Raw genomic sequence first — 20933 nt, 5'->3', positions numbered from 1 at the left:
CGCGCCACAAGCGACCCCGGGGGCGGCATGTACCTGTCCCCCCTTTCCCGCTCCTGAGGCCGCCCCACAGCCCGCATCGAAAAAACCCCGCGATGTCACCATCGCGGGGGTTTTGCGTTTTCCAGATCAGGCGGGATGTTAGCCGCGTGCCTTGACCACCTGCAACAGCGGCATCACATCGCCCATATCGGGGCCATGGCCCTGACCAGTCAGCGCCTTGCGCAGCGGCATGAACAGACCTTTGCCCTTGCGGCCGGTGGCCTCTTTAACGGCAGTGGTCCAGGTTTTCCAAGTGGTGGTGTCAAAGGGACCTTCGGGCAGCATGGCCATGGCTTCTTTGATGAACTCTGCATCTTCGTCCGCGATCTCAGGCTCTGCGCCTTCGCTGAACAGGGTCCACCAACCGGCCAGATCGCCGCGCACGGTGATGTTGTCGCGGGTCACGGTCCAGAACTGTTCGGCCAGATCCGCCGGAACGCCCAGCGCTGCAATCTCTTCCTTGACCGCGTCAAACGGCAGGGTTTGCAGGTAGTGGCCGGTCAGCGGGAACAGGTCCTGCACGTCAAACTTGGTTGGGGCCGAACCGAAACGGTTGATGTCGAACCCTTCTGCCAGCTCCTCCATCGAGGCGCGCAGTTCCACCGGATCGGACGAGCCAAGGCGCGCCATCTGGCTCAGCAGTGCCAGCGGCTCAACCCCCTGTTCGCGCAGATCCTTGATCGCCAAGGTGCCCAGACGTTTGGACAACGCTTCGCCCTGCGGACCGGTCAGCAGCGAATGGTGGGCAAAGGCCGGTGCCTCATGGCCCAGCGCGTTGATCATCTGGATCTGGGTCGCGGTATTGGTCACGTGGTCAGAACCACGCACAACGTTTGTCACGCCCATGTCGGTGTCATCCACAACCGACGCAATGGTGTAGAGAACCTGGCCATCGGCACGGATCAGCACCGGATCAGACACAGATGCCGCATCAATCGAGATGTCGCCCAGAACGCCATCGGTCCATTCAATGCGCTGGTGGTCCAGTTTGAACCGCCACACACCATCGCCACGTTCCGCACGCAGCGCGTCTTTCTCGGCATCCGACAGCGCCAGCGCGGCGCGGTCATAGACCGGCGGCTTGCCCATGTTCAGCTGTTTCTTGCGCTTCAGGTCCAGTTCGGTCGGGGTTTCAAACGCCTCGTAGAAACGACCCATTTCGCGCAGTTTATCCGCGGCATCGGCATAGCGGTCCAGACGCAGCGACTGACGTTCCATCACGTCCCATTCCAGACCCAGCCATTCCAGATCGCGTTGGATCTGGTCGACGTATTCTTCTTTCGACCGCTCTGGATCGGTGTCGTCGATCCGCAGGATAAACTTGCCGCCCGCCTTTTTGGCGATCAGGTAGTTCATCAGCGCGGTGCGCAGGTTGCCAACGTGAATATAGCCTGTCGGCGAAGGGGCAAAACGGGTGGTGGTCATCTCGATCTCCTGTTGCAGGGGCTGATGTCACAGCTTGGCCCGTTTGTCCAGTTTCGCCCCAAGCGGGCGCATATTTGGGGCAAATATAACGTATTTTTCACGACTGTGTGAGATGACAGGACAACGTCGCTGATCCAACTACGTGCATGTCGGATGTACAGAGGAGGAAGAACAATGCAACGCAAGTCACCCCATACCGCCCCAATGATCTCTCGCCGTCACATTTTGGCGACTGCTGCGGCCATGCCGTTGGCGGGCGCCCTTGGTGGGCTAGGTGCAGGCAGCGCGCAGGCCGCCGCCCCGATGCTGGGCACTGCAGTGCCCAAGTTCAATCGTTTCAAACTGGGCGAGATGGAGGTCACAACACTGCTGGCCGGCACCCGCACCGCAGCTGAACCGCAGAAGATCTTTGGCATGAACGTCAGCGCCGAAGAATTCGCCGCCGCCTCGGCAGAGGCGAACATTCCCGTCGATATGGCGCAGTTCTTCTTTACCCCCACGATCGTCAACACCGGATCGGAACTGGTGCTGTTTGACACCGGCCTGAACGCCGAAGGCATCACCGCGGCCGTCACCGCCGCAGGCTACACCCCCGAACAGGTCGACGTCGTGGTGATCACCCATATGCACGGCGACCACATCGGCGGTTTGATGAATGGCGGCAGCGCCACCTTCCCCAACGCGCGATATGTGACAGGCGCAACTGAATTTGACCATTGGGCAGGCACGGACAACGAACGCTTTGCGGGCAATGTAAAACCGCTGGCCGAACAGATGACCATGCTGAACGATGGCGACAGTCCGGTGTCTGGTGTCACCGCGATGGCCGCATTCGGGCACACGCCCGGGCATATGACCTATCTGCTGGACAGCGGTGGCAAACAGCTGCTGATCGCATCGGATTTTGCCAACCACTACGTTTGGTCGCTGGCCTATCCCGATTGGGAAGTGCGTTTTGACATGGATAAATCCGCCGCCGCCGCCACGCGCCGCCGTCTGCTGAATATGCTGGCGGGCGACCGCGTGCCGTTTATCGGCTATCACATGCCCTTCCCCGGTGTGGGCTATGTGGAAACGCGCGGCGACGGGTTCCACTACACCGCAGCCAGCTATCAACTGCTGCTGTGATCCTGCAACGCGCGCCGCATGGGCGCACGTTCCCAAAACAAAAAGGGCGTCCCGATCAGGGACGCCCTATTTCGTGCAGCGCTGATTGATCAGGCACCGCTAGGATCGCGCCAGCGGTTTACGATCGGGTAGCGGCGATCCAGCCAGAAGGCTTTGCGCGACAGGCGGGTGCCGGGGGCGGATTGGAAGCGTTTGTATTCGCTGATGAACAGCAAATGCTCCACCCGCTTCACCGTCTCGCGCTCATACCCCGCCGCGACGCAGTCCGCGACCGATGCCTCTTCGTCCACCAGCATGGTCAGGATGCCGTCGAGGATGTCATAGGGTGGCAGGCTGTCTTCGTCTTTTTGATCAGGACGCAGTTCCGCACTTGGCGGTTTGTCGATGATCGACACGGGGATCACCGTGCCCGCTGGCCCCTGCATCCAGTCGCGATGGTTGGCATTGCGCCAGCGGCAGACGTCAAAGACGCGGGTTTTATACATGTCCTTGATCGGGTTGTAGCCGCCGTTCATATCGCCATAGATGGTGGCGTATCCCACCGCGACCTCGGATTTGTTGCCGGTGGTCAGCAGCATTTCCCCAAACTTGTTCGACAGCGCCATCAGCAACAGGCCGCGCAGGCGGGACTGAATATTTTCCTCGGTCAGGTCTTCATCACGGCCCTGAAACAGCGGCGCCAGCGTGTTGGTCACAGCAGCGCGGCTTTCGGCAATCGGCACATAGTCGTAATGACACCCAAGATTTTTCGCCAATGCCTCTGCATCATCGAGCGACCCTTGTGAGGTGTATTCAGACGGCAGCATCACGCAGCGCACATTTTCTGCGCCCAGCGCATCCGCCGCGATGGTGGCGACAATCGCGCTGTCGATCCCGCCCGAAAGGCCCAGCAAAACCTTGCCAAAGCCCGATTTGCCGCAATAGTCGCGCAGGGACTGCACCATGCAGCGGTAGTCCTGTTCCATTTCATCGGGCAGCGTCGCTTTTTCGCCCTCATCCGCGCGCCAGCCGTCATCGGTGCGGCGCAGGGTGACATGGGCCAGCGCCTCATCAAACAGCGGCAGTTGCAGCGCCAGCGATCCACTGGGATTGAGGATGAAAGAACCACCGTCAAAGACCTGATCGTCCTGACCGCCCACCATATTGAGGTAGATCAGCGGCAGACCGGTTTCGACCACACGGGCGACCATGTGGTTCATCCGGCGTTCAAACTTGCCGCGGTAGTAAGGCGATCCGTTGGGGACCAGCAGAAACTCTGCCCCGGTTTCCTCCAGCGTCTCAGCCACATCCTCAAACCACGCATCTTCGCAGATCGGTGATCCGATGCGCACGCCAGCCACGTCATAGGGGCCAGCCAGCGGACCGTGATCAAACAGCCGTTCCTCATCAAAGACGGTGTAATTGGGCAGGTGATGTTTGCGGCGGATATGGGCAATCTTGCCCCCCGCCAGAATGTAGTAGGCGTTGAACAATTGGCCGTTTTCGCCCAGCGGCCCACCGATGGCCAGCGCAGGGCCGTCCGCGCAGTCAGCGGCTAGCGCTTCCATCACCTGATAGGCGCGGGATTGCAGCGCGGGCTTCATCACCAGATCCTGCGCGTTGTAGCCCAAAAGGAACATCTCTGGCAGGGCGACCAGATCACTGCCCGCCTCTTTGGCTGCCGCCCAAGCCTCTTTGGCCTTAGCGGCGTTCCCGTCCAGATCCCCCATCGCGGGGTTCAATTGTGCCATCGTCAGTCGGAAAATATCGGCCAATTCCTGCGCTCCTCTTCGGCATCTTGCAGATGATGTAACAGATCATCCGGCAAGGGAAAGCCGATTTGAACGAAAGCCGTTGCCTGATCTGCGCCCCTCGCTTACTTTTTGTCTGTTTCGAGGCGAAACGAGAGGCAGGCAGATCAACTGGCCGCCCTCGGCAGAACAGGACAACACATGGCAGATAAGCACATGAAGCAGGCAGCAATGATTTCGATGATGGCCGCCACGGCCAGCTTTGCCGCCAGTGCGGGCCAGGCACAGGACGGCGACGTTCTGACCAAGCAGTATGATAACGGCGGCGAATACGTCGGCAATTTCAAAAACGGATTGCAGCACGGCACCGGCACCTATCGCCTGCCGAACGGATATGAATACTCTGGCACCTGGGTCGAAGGAGAGATCAAGGGTCAGGGCGTTGCCCGCTTCCCCAATGGGTCGGTCTATGAAGGGGCCTTCGACAAGGGCAAGCCGCACGGGCTGGGCAAGATCGTGTTCAGTGATGGTGGCACCTATGAGGGCGACTGGGCCGAGGGCGCTATTACCGGACAGGGCGTGGCCGTCTACGCCAACGGCGTGCGCTACGAGGGCGGGTTTGACAACGCCAAACACCACGGGCGTGGCCGCATGCAAAGCCCAGGCGGCTATGTCTATGCCGGTGACTGGGTGCAGGGCATCAAAGAAGGGTTTGGCAAGATCACCTACCCCGATGGCGCGGTCTATGAAGGCGCCGTCCTACGCGGCACCCGCGAAGGACAAGGCACGCTGACCATGCCCGATGGTCTGGTCTACACCGGCCTGTGGAAAGACGGCCAGATCAACGGCAAGGGCAAGCTGACCCAACCCAATGGCGATGTTTATGAGGGCATGTTGGTTGGCGGCCGCCGCGAGGGTGCGGGCAAGGTCGTTTACGCCAACGGCGACACCTACGAGGGTGATTTTGTCGAAGATCAACGCAACGGTCAGGGCACCTTTACCGGTGCGGATGGCTACCGCTACGTCGGCTCTTGGGTGGCTGGCGTGATCGAGGGTGAAGGCACTGTGACGTATCCCGACGGGTCGATCTACAGGGGCCAATTCCGCGCAGGTCTGGCAGATGGTGTGGGCGAAATCACCTACCCCGATGGCGCCACATACGCAGGCGACTGGAAGGCAGGCGTGATTGATGGACAGGGCAAAGCCACCTACCCCAACGGCCTGACCTACGAGGGCGGTTTTGCCAATGCGCAAAACCACGGCTTCGGCATCATGACCTACCCCGACGGCTACCGCTATGAGGGCGAATGGCAACAGGGCCAGCGTCAGGGCAAGGGTCAGGCGACCTATGCCGATGGCACGATCTACAAGGGCGATTTCACCGCTGGTCTGCGTGATGGTGTGGGCGAATTGATCATGCCCGACGGGTTCCGTTACATAGGCCAGTGGGATGCGGGCGACATCACCGGAAACGGGATCGCAACCTATGCCAACGGCGATGTCTATGAAGGCGCCTTTATCAAAGGCAAACGATCCGGCAAGGGCACCCTGCGCTACACCACCGGCCAAGAGGCCAGCGGCGTCTGGGAAAACGGGGCGCTCACCAATGTGCCCGGCGTGCAGCCCGCAGAGGCGGCTCCCGCCACGGAAACCACGCCTGCAACTGAATAAGGCACTGAATACAACAAAGCCCCCAGCCGCTACGCTGGGGGCTTTGATTTTGGGGGTAGGCACAGAAGGTCGCAACCGATTGTGTGGGCGCGACCTGCGGCAGCCGCAAATACGCGCGCCTGACGTTAAACAAGCTGACAAAAGGCAAGGCGGCTTACCAAACCACCCGTTCCCCCTGCCAGTCAAAGAACCCACCGCTGTCCTCTGGGCGCAGCCCCTCAACCACACGCAATAGGTTCGACGCCGCCTCTGCCGCTGGAACCGTTTTGTGCCGTGCGGCGTAGTTTTCAGTGAACGATGTGGCGACCGTGCCCGGATGCAGGGCGGCGCAGATGACGCCCTTGTGGCTGCGCCCCATTTCTATCGCGCCCGTGTGGATCACTTGGTTCAATGCTGCCTTGGCACTGCGGTAGCTGATCCATCCGCCCAGTGCATTGTCGCCGATGGATCCCACCCGCGCTGACAGGGCGACAAACACCGCCCGTCCCTGTCGTGGTAGCAGCGGCAGCGCGTGTTTCATCACCAGCGCTGGACCAATGCAATTCACCGCAAACTGATCCGCCATCGCCGCCGCGCTCAGCGCCTTGATCGACTTCTCCGGCGGCTGTCCGGCGCCGTGCAGCGCGCCGGTGGCGACGAAAATCAAATCAAACGGCCCAGCTAGCGCGCCTAGATGTGCCGCGACCGATGCCTCATCCGTGATGTCCAGCCCATGCTCGCGCCGCGACAGGCCGGCAACCGTAACGCCCTGTTCCCGCAGGGTTTCAACAATCGCGGCCCCGATGCCGCCCGAAGATCCAATAACCAATGCTTTTTCCATGGGGGATGACCTAGCGGTGCTTTCTGACCTGCCAAGATCAGATTCCTACTTTTCATTTCGATCCAGCCCGGTATAACTTCGCCTCATGATGATGATGGCCCATATCCTTTCGACCCAAGCCCGTGCGACCAGCGCGTCGGCTTCGGCTGGCCTCATCCTACTGCTAAGCCGCCTCTGAGCGTGCCGTTATGGCGCGACCGCTCAGAGGATGTGCCTGTTTCGCGCCAATACACCCCAAAACTGGCCCAATACCCGGCTTACGCACGTAATTTACCAAGAGACCTGACATGACCGATTCCGCCAACACCGCCCCCGCGCAAGACCACGTCTTGATTTTCGACACCACGCTTCGTGACGGGGAACAAAGCCCCGGCGCCACCATGACCCATGATGAGAAGCTGGAAATCGCTGAAATGCTCGACGATATGGGCGTCGACATTATCGAAGCAGGCTTTCCCATCGCCTCTGAGGGCGACTTCAACGCGGTGAAGGAAATCGCCGAGCGTTCGAAAAACTCGGTGATCTGCGGGTTGTCGCGCGCCAACTTCAAGGACATTGATCGCTGCTTTGAGGCGGTAAAACACGCCGCACAGCCGCGCATTCACACCTTTATCGGCACCTCACCGCTGCACCGCGCCATTCCCAACCTGTCCAAGGATGAGATGGCCGAGAAGATCCATGAAACCGTGACCCACGCGCGCAACCTGTGTGACAACGTGCAGTGGTCGCCGATGGACGCGCTGCGCACCGAACATGACTACCTGTTCCGCGTGATCGAAATTGCGATCAAGGCTGGCGCCACAACCATCAACATTCCCGACACCGTGGGCTACACCATCCCGCGCGAGAGCGCCGATCTGATTGCCAAGATCCGTGAAAACGTGCCCGGCGCGGATGAGGTGATCTTTGCCACCCACTGCCACAACGACCTGGGCATGGCGACGGCCAACTCGCTCGCCGCGGTTGAGGCAGGTGCGCGTCAGATCGAATGCACCATCAACGGTCTGGGCGAACGCGCTGGTAACACCGCGCTGGAAGAGGTCGTCATGGCGCTGAAGGTGCGCAACGACACCATGCCCTACCGCACTGGCATCGACACCACCAAGATCATGGGCCTGTCGCGCCGCGTGGCGGCTGTGTCTGGCTTTAACGTGCAGTTCAACAAGGCGATTGTTGGCAAGAACGCTTTCGCCCACGAAAGCGGCATCCACCAAGACGGCATGCTGAAAAACGCCGAGACGTTTGAGATTATGCGCCCCGAGGACGTGGGTATCGCAGGCACCTCGCTGCCGCTGGGCAAACATTCGGGCCGTGCAGCGCTGCGGTCAAAAATGACCGAGCTGGGCTTTGATCTGGCCGACAACCAGTTGAACGACCTGTTCGTGCGTTTCAAAGAGCTGGCCGACCGCAAGAAAGAGGTGTTTGACGACGACATCATCGCACTGGTGCAGGTTGAGGCAGGTCAGGCCGACGCCGACACCCTGCAGCTGAAACGCCTGCGCGTGATCTGTGGCACCGACGGCCCGCAAGAGGCAGAGCTGACGTTGAGCGTTGATGGCGAAGAAAAGAGCATTGATGCCACCGGCGACGGTCCTGTTGATGCGGCGTTCAATGCGGTCAAAATGGTCTATCCCCACAATGCGCGCCTGCAACTGTATCAGGTACATGCCGTGACCGAAGGCACCGACGCGCAGGCAACCGTATCGGTTCGTCTGGAAGAAGACGGGCGCATCGCCACGGGTTCGTCGGCAGACACAGACACTGTGGTCGCCAGCGTCAAGGCCTACATCAGCGCGCTGAACCGTCTGATCGTGCGCCGCGAAAAGGTTGCGCCGGGTGGGGACACCAAGGAAATCAACTATAAGGATGTGCATTAAGCTGCTTAGCTCGCACAAACCTAGACCTTTGACAGGCCCGGACCCATCCTCTGGGCCTGTTTTGCTTTATTTGGTCGGGGGCATAAGTTTGCCTTCACTCAACCTGCTATACCTGTTTCACTGGTAAAAAGTATGAGTCGCATCCCGCAACTGGCGGCAGCGGCGTAGGTTTAAAGAGCATACGATCGTGGCACAGGACGACAAAATCGACCTAGACAGCCTGTCCGTACCGCCTAGCCAATACAGGCGTTTGGTGGTGCAGACCACGGATCGCATTTTGCTTATCGTGCTGGCGCTGAGCGTCTATGCCATCACCTCGAACCTCTACTACGGCGCGATGCGCATGGTTGTCACCGCGCTGGTGACGTTCAGCTGTCTGTTGCTGGCATTGATCCTGCATCGCAGCGGATACCACACGCCCGCGCGGTTTATTCTGCTAACATCGCTTAATGTGGCGATTTTCATCGGCAGTTTTTTCCTACCCACAAACAGCAACCTGTCGATGTTCCTGCTGAGCTTTATCGGGTTGCCCTTTATGGTGATGAGTTGGTGGGACAACCGACCGATGATGATCTACTTCTGCACCTTGCCTTTGGTGTTGTGGACGACGTTGATGTTGACGAACTATGGCAACGGTCAATATTTCGAACTGTCGCCAGAAATCACACAGCTGTTTGGCTATAGCCACTCGATCATGGTTTTTGCGTCAATCACCCTGCAATTTGTTCACTATGACCGCGTGACCCGCAATTATTCTGTCGCGCTGCGCAGTTCGCTGGAGGCACAGAAGCGCGCCAATTCTGCCAAGACCGCTTTCTTGCGATCGATGAGCCATGAAATGCGCACCCCGCTGGGCGCCATTTTGGGGGCGGCAGATTTGCTGCAGAATAGTCCTGACGCCAAAGCGGACATTAACGAGCTGACAAAAATCATCACCTCGTCGGGCAATGACATGTTGTCACTGACAGAGAAGAGCACCTCTTTTGCGCGCGTGACCGCCGGGGATCTGGAACCGCATCCAGAACCCGTTTCACTCACCGCGCTATTGGGCCGCGTGCTGTCACGTTTTCAGGACAAAATCGCCGATAAAGAAATCCAGTTGAACCTGACCAACGCATCCGAGGGCGCGGCAACCAACATCGAAAACCTGCATGCCTTGGCGGATCCAGCAATGCTGAGTGAAGCCCTGTCGCAGGTGTTTGAAAACGCACTGACCTACACGCCGCATGGCGGGGCGGTTACGCTGACACTGTCCAGCACGGCCAGCGCAGAAACCCTGCGCCTGATAGTCACAGACACTGGCCCCGGCATCGCAGAACACCAGCGCGAAGCGGTTTTTGAACCCTATGAACGTCTAGATCAGGCCTATGGCAGTCAATCAGGTGGCGGCGTAGGCCTGACAATCGCGCGGGCCTACCTGACCGCTATGGGCGGCCAGATCTTGCTGGAAGAAGCACAAGAAGGCGGCACACGGGTGTTGATCGACCTGCCAACCGCGCGGGTCTGATCAGAAACGATCCAGCAAACGGTCCAGATATTGGCGTTCGTCAATCGGACGATCGGTTTCACCGCTGCGACGATTGATCTGATCCTGCAATTCCTGCGCACGTTGGTTCAGCCGTTCGCCATGCAGCGCATCCGTATCGCGCCCCTGTCCGGCCCCACGGCCCAAAGGATCATTGCCTTCGCCCGCGCGGCCCTGCTGCTGCCCCTGCTCTTCGTTTTGTGCCAGCGCCTCGCCCAGATTTCGCAGACCTTCGCGCATTTGTTCCAGTGCTTCGGCCTGTTGATCAATCGCCCCTGCCAGATCATCGCGGCGCAGGCTTTCTTCGGCGCCGTCCATGGCACGTTCGGCCTGTCGCAATGCATCGCGTGCGGCCTCACCCTCGGTGGTGCCTTGGCCCGGCAGACCATTGAGCTGACGGTTCAACTCATCGCGCAGTGCGCGTTGACGTTCCGCCAACGATCCGCGACCGGGCTGCGATCCATCTGCGCCCCCTTCACCAGCGCCTTCGCGGCCTGACTGGCCTTCGCCACCTTGGCCTTCGTGGCTTTGCCCACGGCCCTGCCCACCATTGCGGCCTTCGTTTTGCTGTGACTGCCCCGCGTTAGCGCCCGGGTTGAACTGTTCCTGCAACTGGCGGAACGTCTGATCCGACAGCCCCTGTTGTTCGCGCAGAGTGTCCCCCAATTGTTCCAGTGCCTGCTGGCCCTCACCTGACTGAGGCTGACCTTCGGCGACTTGCAGATTGTCGATCAATTCTTGCAATTCTTGCAGCGCTTGAGCGGCTTCGGCCATACGGCCCTGCTGCATCAATTCCTGAATGCGGTCCATCATTGCCTGCAGGTCAGCCATTTCCAACTGCATGGCCTCAGACTCATCATCACCGCTATTGCGATCTTCATCCGCGTCCGCGTCTCGTGCTGCCTGCTGACTTAGCTGGCGCATGTAGTCACGGGTGGCATCGCGCAATTCCTGCATCAATTCTGCGATTTCAGTATCGCTGGCACCGTTGCGCATCGCCTCTGACAGGCGTTCCTGTGCCTGCAACATGCGATCACGCGCGCTGTCCAGATCGCCATCCTCCAACTCGATCGCCAGATCCCAAAGCGCCCCTGCCAGTTCATCGCGGCGGTCATCAGTCAGACGCCGATCCACATTGTCCAATCCCGCCTCTAGCTGGCGCAGGATCGTCCGCAGCTGTAGGTATTGTCCTTCTTGCGGGAACAGCTTCGGTTCGGGCTGCCAAGTGATCGCCCGAATGATTTGCGCCACGCGCGGTGCGTTGGCGCGGTTCCACAGCAGGTCGCGACGCATTTCAATAAGTGAGGCCGCCAAGGGGTCAAAGAAACGGCGTGCAGGCAGGGCAACATGCAAGGCGTCTGCCTGCGTCTGCTGTCCCTGCGCATCACTGACACTAAGGATGATCTTTACCGGTAGATGTGCCCACGGATGCTGGGAAAAATCCTCGACCCAATCCTGTTCGAAATCCTGCCAGCCATCGCGCAGCGGCATCGGCAGATCACCGCGCCAGACGGTGTCCTGTTCTGGCGGCAGGGCCAAACCGTATCGGCGTTCTGGCGGGATCTGATCTAACGCCGCATGATCCAGCTGCACCTCAGCCATACCCGTTGTAACGCCGTAGTCATCCGTTGCCGCAAACGAAAGCGTCATCTGGCCATCGAAATCAGTTTCAACCGCCGCGTTACGGGTCAATGTCGGCGGCTGATCGACCAGGGCGGTGATTTGCCAGCGCCGTCCGTTTGCTGAAGGGGCGGCAATGGCCAGTGTTCCGCTGCGCGTGACCACCAGACGCTCTTCGCGCAGACCATCAGGCAAGGCGACATCGGAATCGCCGCTTCCTGCCCCCGGTGTAGCCAGATCCTGTGCCACGCTGATGCTGCCGTCGTCGTTATACACCCGCAAGATCAATGTGCTGTCTACGGGCACGGCCAAATCGCCATCCGGCTGATCAGACAGGTAAAGCGTCGGCAGGCGCGTGTAGGCAGGGGGTTCGATCCATCCTTCCCAACTGGTGCTGGCAATCGCCGCTGTTGCGGTTCCGGCTGCTGGCCCACGCACATCAGATGGGGCCGCGATAACCGTCATGGCCAGAAACAACAAAACATGTAAACGCAGTGCGTAAGGATCACGTTCCGCCAAGGAAGGCTTGGCCGCGACAGCGCGCGCGTCGACGATTTGTGTGCGCATCCGATCCTGATGCGCCTGCCACAGCGCGGCAGACGCCGCATCCTGCCCGCCAACGACAGGTGAGTCGATCAACGCCAACAGCGGCTGGCCGGACAGTGTCGCATCGATCCGTGCCACCACATCCGCGCGGCGTGGCATCACAAAGGCGCGCACGCCCACGCCAAAGGCCACCAGCGCGACAGCGGCAACCAGAAGAGTCATAAAAATCAGCGGTTTTGACCAGACCCCGCCCACGAAGTGCCAAACCGATACCAGCATCAGAAGGGCAGTTCCCAGTAGCCAAAAAGCCTGCGCCAGTCGTTCCCACCAAAGTCCCAACCAGGTCAGCCAGACCACTTCGCGTCTAAGACCAGCGGCCGTCAAAACCGACAGATCCGCACGTCTGTAGGGCGCGGTCTGCATATCCCGCGCCGCACCTTTGGACAGGGCAGCGCGCGGTCTTTTTTGGGTCTGGGTCTGCTGAATTGGCATAGCCTCTCCCTGCGGTGCGACCGCAGGGGATGCGGTTACAGCCAGTCTGGGATGGTATCGCGTTTCAGCATTTCGTCAAACGTCGGGCGCTGACGGATGACAGCAAATTGATCACCATGCACCAGCACCTCTGGGATCAGAGGGCGGGTGTTGTATTCGCTGGCCATCACCGCGCCATAGGCCCCAGCCGAGCGGAAGGCGACCAGATCCCCTGCCGACAGCGGCGCCATCATGCGTTCCTTGGCAAAGGTGTCACCGGTTTCGCAGACGGGCCCAACGATATCGTAGGGCTGCTGTTCCACGCCCGGTGCAGGCTCGACGACTGACACGATATCATGGTGCGCATCATACATGGCAGGGCGCAGCAGATCGTTCATCGCGCCATCCAGAATCAGGAAATCGCGACCTTCGCCGGATTTCACATAGATCACCTTGGACACCATGATGCCTGCGTTGCCTGCAATCAGGCGCCCTGGTTCAATCTCGATCTCGCAGCCCAGATGGCCCAGTTCTTCCTTGATCATGGCGCCGTATTCCACCGGCAGCGGCGGTGCTTCGTTCGAGCGGGTGTAGGGAATGCCAAGGCCGCCGCCCAGATCAAGGCGGATGATGTCGTGGCCATCTGCGCGCAGCTCTTCGGTCAGGGCCGCAACCTTGCGGTAGGCCAGACGGAAAGGCTCCAAATCAGTCAACTGGCTGCCGATATGCACATCAATGCCCACCACCCTCAACCCGGGCAGTGCGGCCGCGCGGGCATACACTTCACGCGCGCGGGCGATGGGGATGCCGAACTTGTTTTCCGATTTACCGGTGGCGATTTTGGCGTGGGTTTTCGCGTCGACATCTGGGTTCACCCGCACAGTGATCGGCGCCACGGTGCCCAGCGACAGCGCCACCTCGTTGATCACCTCCATCTCTGGCTCGGACTCAACGTTGAACTGACGAATGCCACCGGTCAGGGCCGCGCGAATTTCCTCATGGGTTTTGCCGACGCCGGAAAAGACGATCTTGTCCCCCGGCACACCGGCGGCAATCGCACGGGCGTATTCCCCCCCCGACACCACATCCATGCCCGCGCCAGCCTGCGCCAGCGTTTTCAGGATCGCCTGGTTCGATGCCGCCTTCATCGCGTAGCAAACCAGATGGTCCATGCCCGCCAGCGCCTCATCAAACAGGGTGAAGTGGCGCAACAGCGTTGCGGTGGAATAGCAGTAAAACGGCGTGCCAACAGCCGCTGCGATATCTGCAATCGCCACGTCTTCGGCGTGCAATGCGCCATCTTTGTAAAGGAAGTGATCCATGCGTCCGCCCCTTGTCCAATCTTGACCACTGCGCACAGGCTGCGGCCTGCATGCAGTATAGTTTCAAGCGGTCATAACAGATCAAGTGTTTGGATCAACGCGGCAATCGTACCAACACAATTGCCGCGATACTGTGCGCGGGCCGCGATCAGCTGATACGCGCCACCACGTAGTCGGCGATTTCCACCAGCAGTTGCCGCACCGGATGATCCGGCAGGGCATTCAGCGCATCCTTGGCCTTGGCCGCCCAGGCCAGTGCATCATCGCGGGTTTCCTCCAGTGCCTTGTGCTTGTGCAGCAGCTCCAAGGCGTGTTCCAGATCGCCCTCTTCCTGACGGCCCTTTTCGATGGTGCGCACCCAGAAGGCACGTTCTTCGTCATCCGCCTTGGCCACCGCTTTGATCACCGGCAGGGTCAGTTTGCGTTCGCGGAAATCGTCGCCAATGTTTTTACCGGTGGCAGAGCTGTCACCCTGATAATCCAACAGATCGTCCACGATCTGGAAGGAAATGCCCAAAGCATCGCCATAATCAAACAGCGCCTTCACCTGATCCTCTGGCGCGTCGGCGATCACGCCGCCCACCTCGGTCGCGGCGGAAAAAAGCGCCGCCGTCTTGCCGCGCACAACCTTCAGGTAAACACCCTCATCCGTGGCCAGATCCTGCGCCGCGCTCAGCTGCAGAACCTCACCCTCGGCAATGGTGGCCGAGGCGTTGGAAAGGATAGACAGAACCCGCAGGCTGCCCGGTTCCACCATCATCTGGAAGGCGCGAGAAAACAGGTAGTCGCCAACCAAAACCGACGATTTGTTGTCCCACATCAGGTTTGCAGTCGGGCGACCGCGGCGCTGTGCGCTTTCGTCGACCACATCGTCATGCAGCAGGGTCGCGGTATGGATAAATTCCACCGTTGTCGCCAGATGCACGTCATATTCGCCGCGATAGCCACACATATCTGCCGCCGCCAGCGTCAACATCGGGCGCAGACGTTTGCCGCCTGCATCAATCAAATGCGCAGTCACCTGCGGGATACGCGGCGCATTTTCAGACATCATGCGGGTGTGAATCATATCATTCACCTCGCGCAGCTTGTCCTCCAGATGGGCTGCCAGTCGCTCATGCGGTTTTGTGCTTGCGTGATCCAGGTTCATCTTGTCCGTCCATGGGTCGACAAATGCTATGCCGTGCCCCTATTTTCCCCGATATGAAACAACTGCTTCGCACCACCGACCCGACGTCGATCGCCTTTGCCAAAGCTCTGCTTCAGGGGGAGGGTATAGACTGCTTTGAAATGGACGTAAATATGAGCGTCCTTGAGGGTAGTATCGGCATTTTGCCACGTCGGCTGATGGTTCATCCCGATGATCACGCCGAGGCAGAGAAGGTGCTGACCGACAACGGCATCGCGCTGGAAGGCTGAGGCCGTGCAATCGCTGACCCATACGGATTTTCTGAACGGCCGCGTGCGCGCGTGGCAACCGGCACAGGGCTACCGTGCGGGCGTCGATCCCGTTTTGTTGGCCGCATCCCTGCCAGCACAGGCCGGACAAAGCGCGCTGGAACTGGGCTGTGGCGTTGGGGTGGCCTCACTGTGCCTGATGGCGCGGGTGCCGGGGATGACGGTCACAGGGGTTGAGCTGCAGGCCGATTACGCAGCGCTCGCGCAGCGCAACGCGGCTGAGGCGGGCGTTGATTTCACCGTCGAAATCGCCGACCTCAGCGCCCTGCCCGCCGACCTGCGCCAGCGTCAGTTTGATCACGTTTTCGCGAACCCACCCTATTTTCAGCGCGACCGATCGACAGCGGCAACGGATCCGGGGCGTGACATCGCCTTTGCCGGAGACACGCCGCTGGCGAAATGGGTCGAGGTGGCCGCAAAACGCTGCGCGCCCAAGGGGTACGTGACCTTCATCCAGCGGATCGAACGCCTGCCGGAACTGATCATGGCGATGCAGCCTCTGCTCGGGTCGCTAGAGGTACAACCGCTAACCCCACGCGCGGGCCGCGAAGCGCAGCTGGTGCTGATCCGTGGCCGCAAAAACGGACGCGCCGATTTTCGCCTGCATAATGGGATCGTGATGCACGAAGGCCCCGAACACCTGCACGATGGCGAGGATTACGCGCCCAAAGTGCGCGCCGTTTTGCGCGATGGCGCAGCATTGCCTTTCGGCGGTTAAGCTATTTTTAGCCGTCCGCCGCACTGCGGCGTGACAGAGGGCATTTTATGTGATGCAGTGGACGTCTATCACAATAAAGAGAGGAGATTTACATGGGTCTGACTTCGCACATCGAAGAGTTGAAGAAGAAACACAGTGACCTCTCGCATCGGGTTGAGGCAGCACAGCGTGCGCCCGGCACCTCGGATGCGGAAATTGCCGAAATGAAGAAACAGAAACTGCGCCTGAAAGAAGAGATCACCCGTCTCAGCGCAGAACCCGCATAAGGGTTATCCTTTGAGGCTGGCGCGTGCTGCCAATGCCGCGCCGCCCGTGATCAAACAGGCCGCTAGCCCCAGTGTCCAGCTGGGCGCGGCAATCCCCACCCCCACCAGAACCAATGTCGACAACAAAGGCGCCGCGTAAGAACTGACGCCCAACAACTGAATGTCGCCCTGTTTCACCCCAATATCCCAGACATAGAAAGCCAACCCGACAGGCCCCAATCCCAGCGCCAGTGTGCTGCCCCAGCCAATCACGCCCTGTGGCCAAACGGTTTGTTCCACCACCAGATGCAACGCGGCCGACAGAACAGCGGTGGCCAGACAAAAGACCGCCACAGCCTCCGTCGGGACATCCCCCAAACGGCGGGATAGGACGGAATACCCCGACCAGAACAGCGCGCATCCTAGCGCCAGCAGATACCCGGGCAAGGCCACGGTGTCGAAACCGCTGCCGCCACCCTGAATGATCAAGGCAGCACCGCCAAACCCAATCAGCCCGCCGATGAAATGGCCCGCCCGCAGTCGTTCACCCGGCAGTAGACCGGAAAACAGGACAATCAGCAGCGGCCAAAGATACGCGATCAGCCCCGCCTGTGCCGGAGGGGCCAACCGCAACGCGCTGAAATAGAGCGCGTGATAGCCAAACAGCCCGATGGTGCCGAATACATACACCTTCAGCGGCACCCGCCGCAGCATCCCCAAACCGCCCGTGCGTAGCGTCCAGATGACCCCCAGCGTGCCGCCGATGGCGAAACACAGCGCGTTCAGCAACAGCGGCGGGGTCGGCGCACTGCCCACCGTGAACAGCGCCAACAACGACCACAACAAAACCGCAACAAACCCAATGCCAGTGGCACGACTGCGAGTGAACGTCATGGTCATGCGGATGCAACCTCTTCTACGGGGACGACAGTTAAAGCCTGATGAACAGAAATGGTTTTCGCAATCTCTGCAAGCATCCAATCGCGAAAGGCCACGATCTGCGGTCGCTGTTCGGTCCCCAATCGGCAAATAAACCGGAAATGGGCCTTGGTTCCCAATGCAACGCCATAAGGTGCCACCAACCGACCATCAAAGATGTCTTTGATCACCATTGCGCGGCGACCCAGAACCACCCCGACACCAGCGAGCGCCGCATCAACTGCGTGATCCGCGCCAGAAAAATGCAAACCGTGACTGGGGTTGTGATCAACCCCGACCGCACGAAACCACGTCTGCCAATCACACTGAGGGCGCAGAAAACTGGTCGATTCGTCAAAAATCAACGGAGCGTTGATCAGGCTCTCTGGTGTTGGGAACTGTTCCGCCAATTCAGGTGTCATCACAGGTGTGAACCATTCGCTGCTCAGCGGTTCTGACCACAGACCATGATCCGGGCCATAGCCGAACCGAATAGCGACATCGACCTCATCACGGTCAAAATCCATGATTCTCAGCGCTGCGGAAAACCGCAAATCAATGTCGGGATGGGCCCGAGCAAATTCATATAGCCGCGGCGCCATCCATTTTGCCGTGAACGCAGGGCCTGCAGTGACATTGAGCGTCGTGTTGTCCTGCAACCGCTTGGTACTGCGCCACGCATTCGACAGGGTTTGAAACGCCTCGGACGTGCCCGGGGCAAGGGCACGGCCTGCCTCTGTCAACTCCACCGCGCGGTTCAGACGGATGAACAGCGGCGCGCCCAGATGCTCTTCAAGGGATTTGATCTGATAAGACAGCGCGGCAGGCGTCACATGCAATTCCGCCGCTGCTTGGGCAAAGGACATATGGCGCGCCGCAGCCTCAAAGGCGCGCAGGGCGGTTAGTGGGGGCAGACGATCCGACATGTCAGTTAAATACACCTTAACTGACACCTTGGAAACACTCGTTTGTCGAACGCACTAGGGATGCGCATATTGAAGTCAGTTCAGAATTCTTCAAACCCAAGACAAAGGAGACGCCAAATGATCGAAGTTTCGCACAACCGCCAGACCCAAGACGCCTACGCCGCCGCCCATGCCGCCCGCGCGGCCGCATTTACCGGTCTCTTTCGCAGCCTGTTTCGTTCCGCTGCGCCTGCCAAACCAGTGGCAGACACTTACGGAACCGTCCCGCTGACCTGATCCTTTCAGGACTTACGCGACGAAAAGGCCGCCCCGGGGAAACCCGTGGGCGGCCTTTCTGGTATGCGCGTGGCGTCAGATCAGACGAAGAACTGACCGCCGTTTGCGGAAATGGTCGAGCCGTTCAGGAACGCCGCTTCGTCAGAGGCCAGGAAGGCCACGCAGTTTGCGATCTCTTCCGGTTCGCCCAGACGACCGGTGGGGATCTGTGCGATGATCGATTCGCGAACCTTTTCCGGCACTGCCATCACCATGTCGGTGGCGATGTAGCCCGGGCAGATCGCGTTGGCGGTGATGCCTGCGCGCGCGCCTTCTTGGGCCAGCGATTTCACGATACCCAGATCGCCCGCTTTGGTCGCGGCGTAGTTCACCTGTGCGAACTGCCCCTTTTGACCGTTGATCGAGCTGATGACGATCACGCGGCCAAACTTGCGCTCGCGCATGCCCGGCCAGATCGGGTGAACAGTGTTGAACACACCGGTCAGGTTGGTGTCGACCACCTGATGCCACTGTTCCGGGGTCATCTTGTGGAAAGGTGCGTCACGGGTGATGCCAGCGTTGGCAACAACGGTGTCGATCGGGCCCAGATCAGCCTCAACCTTGGCGATGCCCTCGGCGCTTTCTTCGTAAGAGGCGACGTTCCATTTGTAGGTCTTGATACCGGTTTCTTCGGTGAACTTCGCCGCCGCCTCATCGTTGCCGGCATAGGTTGCCGCCACTTCGAAGCCCTGCGATTTCAGTTTCTTGGAAATAGCCGCGCCGATGCCGCGCGAGCCACCAGTTACGAGTGCGATACGAGCCATGTTTGATCTCCGTCCCAAAATTCAGCTGGCAATACTGTTACCCATTAAAAGTCATTTACGCAACATTGTTACGTGGTGAATTTTCTGCGCTGTAGCGTTTTTTTTCGCAAACGCAGCATTTTGGCGCAGAAAATATTAAAAAAGGGCGCCACAGGGGCGCCCTTTGATATGTCATCAACCTGTCACCGGCGCCCTCAGGGGCGTTCCAGACACATGGCAACGCCCATGCCGCCACCGATGCAGAGCGTGGCGAGACCTTTTTTGGCATCGCGACGTTTCATTTCGAACAACAGGGTGTTGAGGATTCGCGCACCAGAGGCGCCAATCGGGTGACCAATAGCGATGGCCCCGCCGTTGACGTTCACCTTTTCAGGATCCCAGTCCATATCCTTGTTCACGGCACAGGCCTGTGCGGCGAAAGCTTCGTTTGCTTCGACCAGATCCAGATCAGCCGCAGCCCAACCGGCCTTGTCCAGCGCTTTGCGCGACGCATAGATCGGACCCACGCCCATGATTTTCGGATCAAGGCCTGCGGTAGCATGTGATGCGATGCGGGCCAGCGGTTCCAGACCGCGCTTTTCCGCTTCTTCCGCGCTCATCAGCAGGACGCCTGCAGCGCCGTCGTTGAGGCCAGATGCGTTGGCTGCGGTGACGGTGCCACCGTCGCGCAGGAACGCGGGGCGCATTTTCTGCATCGCCTCAATCGTGGCGCCGTGACGAATGTACTCATCCTTGTCGACCACGATGTCGCCCTTACGGGTTTTGATGGTGAAGGGGATGATTTCATCCTCAAAGCGGCCGGCCTTTTGCGCGGCTTCAGCTTTGTTCTGCGAAGCAAGGGCAAATTCGTCCTGCATGTCGCGGCTGATCTGCCATTTCTCAGCGACATTTTCAGCAGTCTGACCCATGTGGTAGCCGTTGAACGCATCCCACAGGCCATCACGGATCATCGAATCGATGTATTTGACATCGCCCATTTTGGTGCCCGCGCGCAGGTGCGACACGTGGGGGCTGAGGGACATGTTTTCCTGACCACCCGCGGCTACGATCGACGCATCACCCAACTGGATGTGCTGCGCGGCCAGCGCAACGGCCCGCAGACCCGAACCACACACTTGGTTGATGCCCCAAGCAGCGCTTTCGATGGGCAGACCCGCGTTGATATGCGCCTGACGTGCAGGGTTTTGACCCTGACCGGCGGTCAACACTTGACCCAGAATGGTTTCAGACACGTCCGCCTTTTCGATGCCTGCACGCGCGACCAGCGCTTCCAGAACGGCAGAGCCCATGTCATGCGCGGGCGTATTTGCAAAAGATCCGTTGAATGAACCAACAGCGGTACGTGCTGCCGATACGATGACGACATTCGTCATGTGTTTTCCTCCACCAAAAGCATGGCGGTTTGGCATCGGGAC

Annotated in this window: 18 protein-coding genes; 8 read left to right on the top strand and 10 right to left on the bottom strand. The window is 59.7% G+C overall.

Annotated elements, in window-relative coordinates; all coding sequences use genetic code 11:
- Window positions 1-138: 138 nt before the first annotated feature.
- Entirely contained in the window at window positions 139-1464 is a 1326-nt protein-coding gene (gene gltX / locus TM5383_RS09320; RefSeq protein WP_058318747.1) for a glutamate--tRNA ligase, read from the bottom strand.
- A gap of 174 nt (window positions 1465-1638) precedes the next feature.
- On the opposite strand from gltX, the gene TM5383_RS09315 reads away from it, so the two are divergent.
- Window positions 1639-2592, top strand: a complete 954-nt coding sequence (locus TM5383_RS09315; RefSeq protein WP_231725091.1) for an MBL fold metallo-hydrolase — start codon at window positions 1639-1641, stop codon at window positions 2590-2592.
- A gap of 89 nt (window positions 2593-2681) precedes the next feature.
- On the opposite strand, the gene TM5383_RS09310 is transcribed toward TM5383_RS09315, so the two are convergent.
- Entirely contained in the window at window positions 2682-4346 is a 1665-nt protein-coding gene (locus tag TM5383_RS09310) for an NAD+ synthase (RefSeq protein ID WP_076400165.1), read from the bottom strand.
- Window positions 4347-4553: 207 nt separating this feature from the next.
- On the opposite strand from TM5383_RS09310, the gene TM5383_RS09305 reads away from it, so the two are divergent.
- Window positions 4554-5993: a 2-isopropylmalate synthase gene (locus TM5383_RS09305; RefSeq protein WP_231725109.1), complete on the top strand. Its 1440-nt coding sequence runs from the start codon at window positions 4554-4556 to the stop codon at window positions 5991-5993.
- 154 nt (window positions 5994-6147) lie between these two features.
- Here the strand turns inward: TM5383_RS09305 and TM5383_RS09300 are convergent, their stop codons facing one another.
- Complete coding sequence (locus tag TM5383_RS09300; protein WP_058318746.1) at window positions 6148-6813, bottom strand: SDR family NAD(P)-dependent oxidoreductase; 666 nt, start codon at window positions 6811-6813, stop codon at window positions 6148-6150.
- Between the two features lie 287 nt (window positions 6814-7100).
- Between TM5383_RS09300 and TM5383_RS09295 the strand changes: the two genes are divergently transcribed.
- Window positions 7101-8690 carry a 2-isopropylmalate synthase gene (locus tag TM5383_RS09295; protein ID WP_058318745.1) on the top strand — a complete coding sequence of 530 codons (1590 nt, stop codon included), beginning with the start codon at window positions 7101-7103 and terminating at the stop codon, window positions 8688-8690.
- A 187-nt stretch (window positions 8691-8877) separates the two neighbouring features.
- Window positions 8878-10197: a sensor histidine kinase gene (locus tag TM5383_RS09290; RefSeq protein WP_058318744.1), complete on the top strand. Its 1320-nt coding sequence runs from the start codon at window positions 8878-8880 to the stop codon at window positions 10195-10197.
- Here the strand turns inward: TM5383_RS09290 and TM5383_RS09285 are convergent, their stop codons facing one another.
- From TM5383_RS09285 to TM5383_RS09275, 3 genes are all read right to left on the bottom strand, one after another.
- Complete coding sequence (locus tag TM5383_RS09285; RefSeq protein ID WP_231725089.1) at window positions 10198-12873, bottom strand: DUF4175 domain-containing protein; 2676 nt, start codon at window positions 12871-12873, stop codon at window positions 10198-10200. It lies immediately after the preceding gene.
- Window positions 12874-12908: 35 nt separating this feature from the next.
- Window positions 12909-14174, bottom strand: a complete 1266-nt coding sequence (lysA, locus tag TM5383_RS09280; RefSeq protein WP_058318743.1) for a diaminopimelate decarboxylase — start codon at window positions 14172-14174, stop codon at window positions 12909-12911.
- A gap of 148 nt (window positions 14175-14322) precedes the next feature.
- Window positions 14323-15324: a polyprenyl synthetase family protein gene (locus tag TM5383_RS09275; RefSeq protein ID WP_058318742.1), complete on the bottom strand. Its 1002-nt coding sequence runs from the start codon at window positions 15322-15324 to the stop codon at window positions 14323-14325.
- 53 nt (window positions 15325-15377) lie between these two features.
- On the opposite strand from TM5383_RS09275, the gene TM5383_RS09270 reads away from it, so the two are divergent.
- The 3 genes from TM5383_RS09270 to TM5383_RS16560 all read left to right on the top strand — a co-directional run bounded on the left by TM5383_RS09270 (window position 15378) and on the right by TM5383_RS16560 (window position 16616).
- On the top strand, window positions 15378-15593 hold the full coding sequence (locus tag TM5383_RS09270; RefSeq protein ID WP_058318741.1) for a putative signal transducing protein: 216 nt from the start codon (window positions 15378-15380) through the stop codon (window positions 15591-15593).
- 4 nt (window positions 15594-15597) lie between these two features.
- Entirely contained in the window at window positions 15598-16350 is a 753-nt protein-coding gene (locus TM5383_RS09265) for a tRNA1(Val) (adenine(37)-N6)-methyltransferase (protein ID WP_058318740.1), read from the top strand.
- A gap of 92 nt (window positions 16351-16442) precedes the next feature.
- Complete coding sequence (locus TM5383_RS16560; protein ID WP_076400163.1) at window positions 16443-16616, top strand: YdcH family protein; 174 nt, start codon at window positions 16443-16445, stop codon at window positions 16614-16616.
- 3 nt (window positions 16617-16619) lie between these two features.
- Here the strand turns inward: TM5383_RS16560 and yddG are convergent, their stop codons facing one another.
- Together yddG and TM5383_RS09255 are read right to left on the bottom strand one after the other, a co-directional pair.
- A complete protein-coding gene (gene yddG / locus TM5383_RS09260) occupies window positions 16620-17495 on the bottom strand; it encodes an aromatic amino acid exporter YddG (RefSeq protein ID WP_231725088.1) in 876 nt (291 codons plus the stop codon).
- Window positions 17492-18439: a transcriptional regulator GcvA gene (locus TM5383_RS09255; protein WP_058318739.1), complete on the bottom strand. Its 948-nt coding sequence runs from the start codon at window positions 18437-18439 to the stop codon at window positions 17492-17494. The genes yddG and TM5383_RS09255 overlap by 4 nt, the downstream gene beginning before the upstream one ends.
- Before the next feature lie 117 nt (window positions 18440-18556).
- On the opposite strand from TM5383_RS09255, the gene TM5383_RS16725 reads away from it, so the two are divergent.
- The gene (locus TM5383_RS16725; RefSeq protein ID WP_156415725.1) at window positions 18557-18715 is read left to right on the top strand and encodes a hypothetical protein; all 159 of its coding nucleotides are present in this window, start codon (window positions 18557-18559) and stop codon (window positions 18713-18715) included.
- 80 nt (window positions 18716-18795) lie between these two features.
- Here TM5383_RS16725 and phbB read toward each other — a convergent pair whose 3' ends face one another.
- Together phbB and TM5383_RS09245 are read right to left on the bottom strand one after the other, a co-directional pair.
- Window positions 18796-19518: an acetoacetyl-CoA reductase gene (phbB, locus tag TM5383_RS09250; protein ID WP_058318738.1), complete on the bottom strand. Its 723-nt coding sequence runs from the start codon at window positions 19516-19518 to the stop codon at window positions 18796-18798.
- Between the two features lie 194 nt (window positions 19519-19712).
- Window positions 19713-20891 carry an acetyl-CoA C-acetyltransferase gene (locus TM5383_RS09245; protein WP_058318737.1) on the bottom strand — a complete coding sequence of 393 codons (1179 nt, stop codon included), beginning with the start codon at window positions 20889-20891 and terminating at the stop codon, window positions 19713-19715.
- Between the last annotated feature and the right edge of the window lie 42 nt (window positions 20892-20933).

The organism is Thalassovita mediterranea, from assembly GCF_001458435.1.
GTDB lineage: Bacteria > Pseudomonadota > Alphaproteobacteria > Rhodobacterales > Rhodobacteraceae > Thalassobius > Thalassobius mediterraneus.
This window is presented reverse-complemented; position numbering and strand designations above follow the sequence as displayed.

Excerpts from the sequence above, each read along its gene's own strand:
- gltX (WP_058318747.1), bottom strand. The coding sequence starts at position 1,464 with ATGACCACCACCCGTTTTGCCCCTTCGCCGACAGGCTATATTCACGTT.
- TM5383_RS09315 (WP_231725091.1), top strand. The coding sequence starts at position 1,639 with ATGCAACGCAAGTCACCCCATACCGCCCCAATGATCTCTCGCCGTCAC.
- TM5383_RS09305 (WP_231725109.1), top strand. The coding sequence starts at position 4,554 with ATGATTTCGATGATGGCCGCCACGGCCAGCTTTGCCGCCAGTGCGGGC.
- TM5383_RS09300 (WP_058318746.1), bottom strand. The coding sequence starts at position 6,813 with ATGGAAAAAGCATTGGTTATTGGATCTTCGGGCGGCATCGGGGCCGCG.
- TM5383_RS09295 (WP_058318745.1), top strand. The coding sequence starts at position 7,101 with ATGACCGATTCCGCCAACACCGCCCCCGCGCAAGACCACGTCTTGATT.
- TM5383_RS09285 (WP_231725089.1), bottom strand. The coding sequence starts at position 12,873 with ATGCCAATTCAGCAGACCCAGACCCAAAAAAGACCGCGCGCTGCCCTG.
- lysA (WP_058318743.1), bottom strand. The coding sequence starts at position 14,174 with ATGGATCACTTCCTTTACAAAGATGGCGCATTGCACGCCGAAGACGTG.
- TM5383_RS09275 (WP_058318742.1), bottom strand. The coding sequence starts at position 15,324 with ATGAACCTGGATCACGCAAGCACAAAACCGCATGAGCGACTGGCAGCC.
- TM5383_RS09270 (WP_058318741.1), top strand. The coding sequence starts at position 15,378 with ATGAAACAACTGCTTCGCACCACCGACCCGACGTCGATCGCCTTTGCC.
- TM5383_RS16560 (WP_076400163.1), top strand. The coding sequence starts at position 16,443 with ATGGGTCTGACTTCGCACATCGAAGAGTTGAAGAAGAAACACAGTGAC.
- yddG (WP_231725088.1), bottom strand. The coding sequence starts at position 17,495 with ATGACCATGACGTTCACTCGCAGTCGTGCCACTGGCATTGGGTTTGTT.
- TM5383_RS09255 (WP_058318739.1), bottom strand. The coding sequence starts at position 18,439 with ATGTCGGATCGTCTGCCCCCACTAACCGCCCTGCGCGCCTTTGAGGCT.
- TM5383_RS16725 (WP_156415725.1), top strand. The coding sequence starts at position 18,557 with ATGATCGAAGTTTCGCACAACCGCCAGACCCAAGACGCCTACGCCGCC.
- phbB (WP_058318738.1), bottom strand. The coding sequence starts at position 19,518 with ATGGCTCGTATCGCACTCGTAACTGGTGGCTCGCGCGGCATCGGCGCG.
- TM5383_RS09245 (WP_058318737.1), bottom strand. The coding sequence starts at position 20,891 with ATGACGAATGTCGTCATCGTATCGGCAGCACGTACCGCTGTTGGTTCA.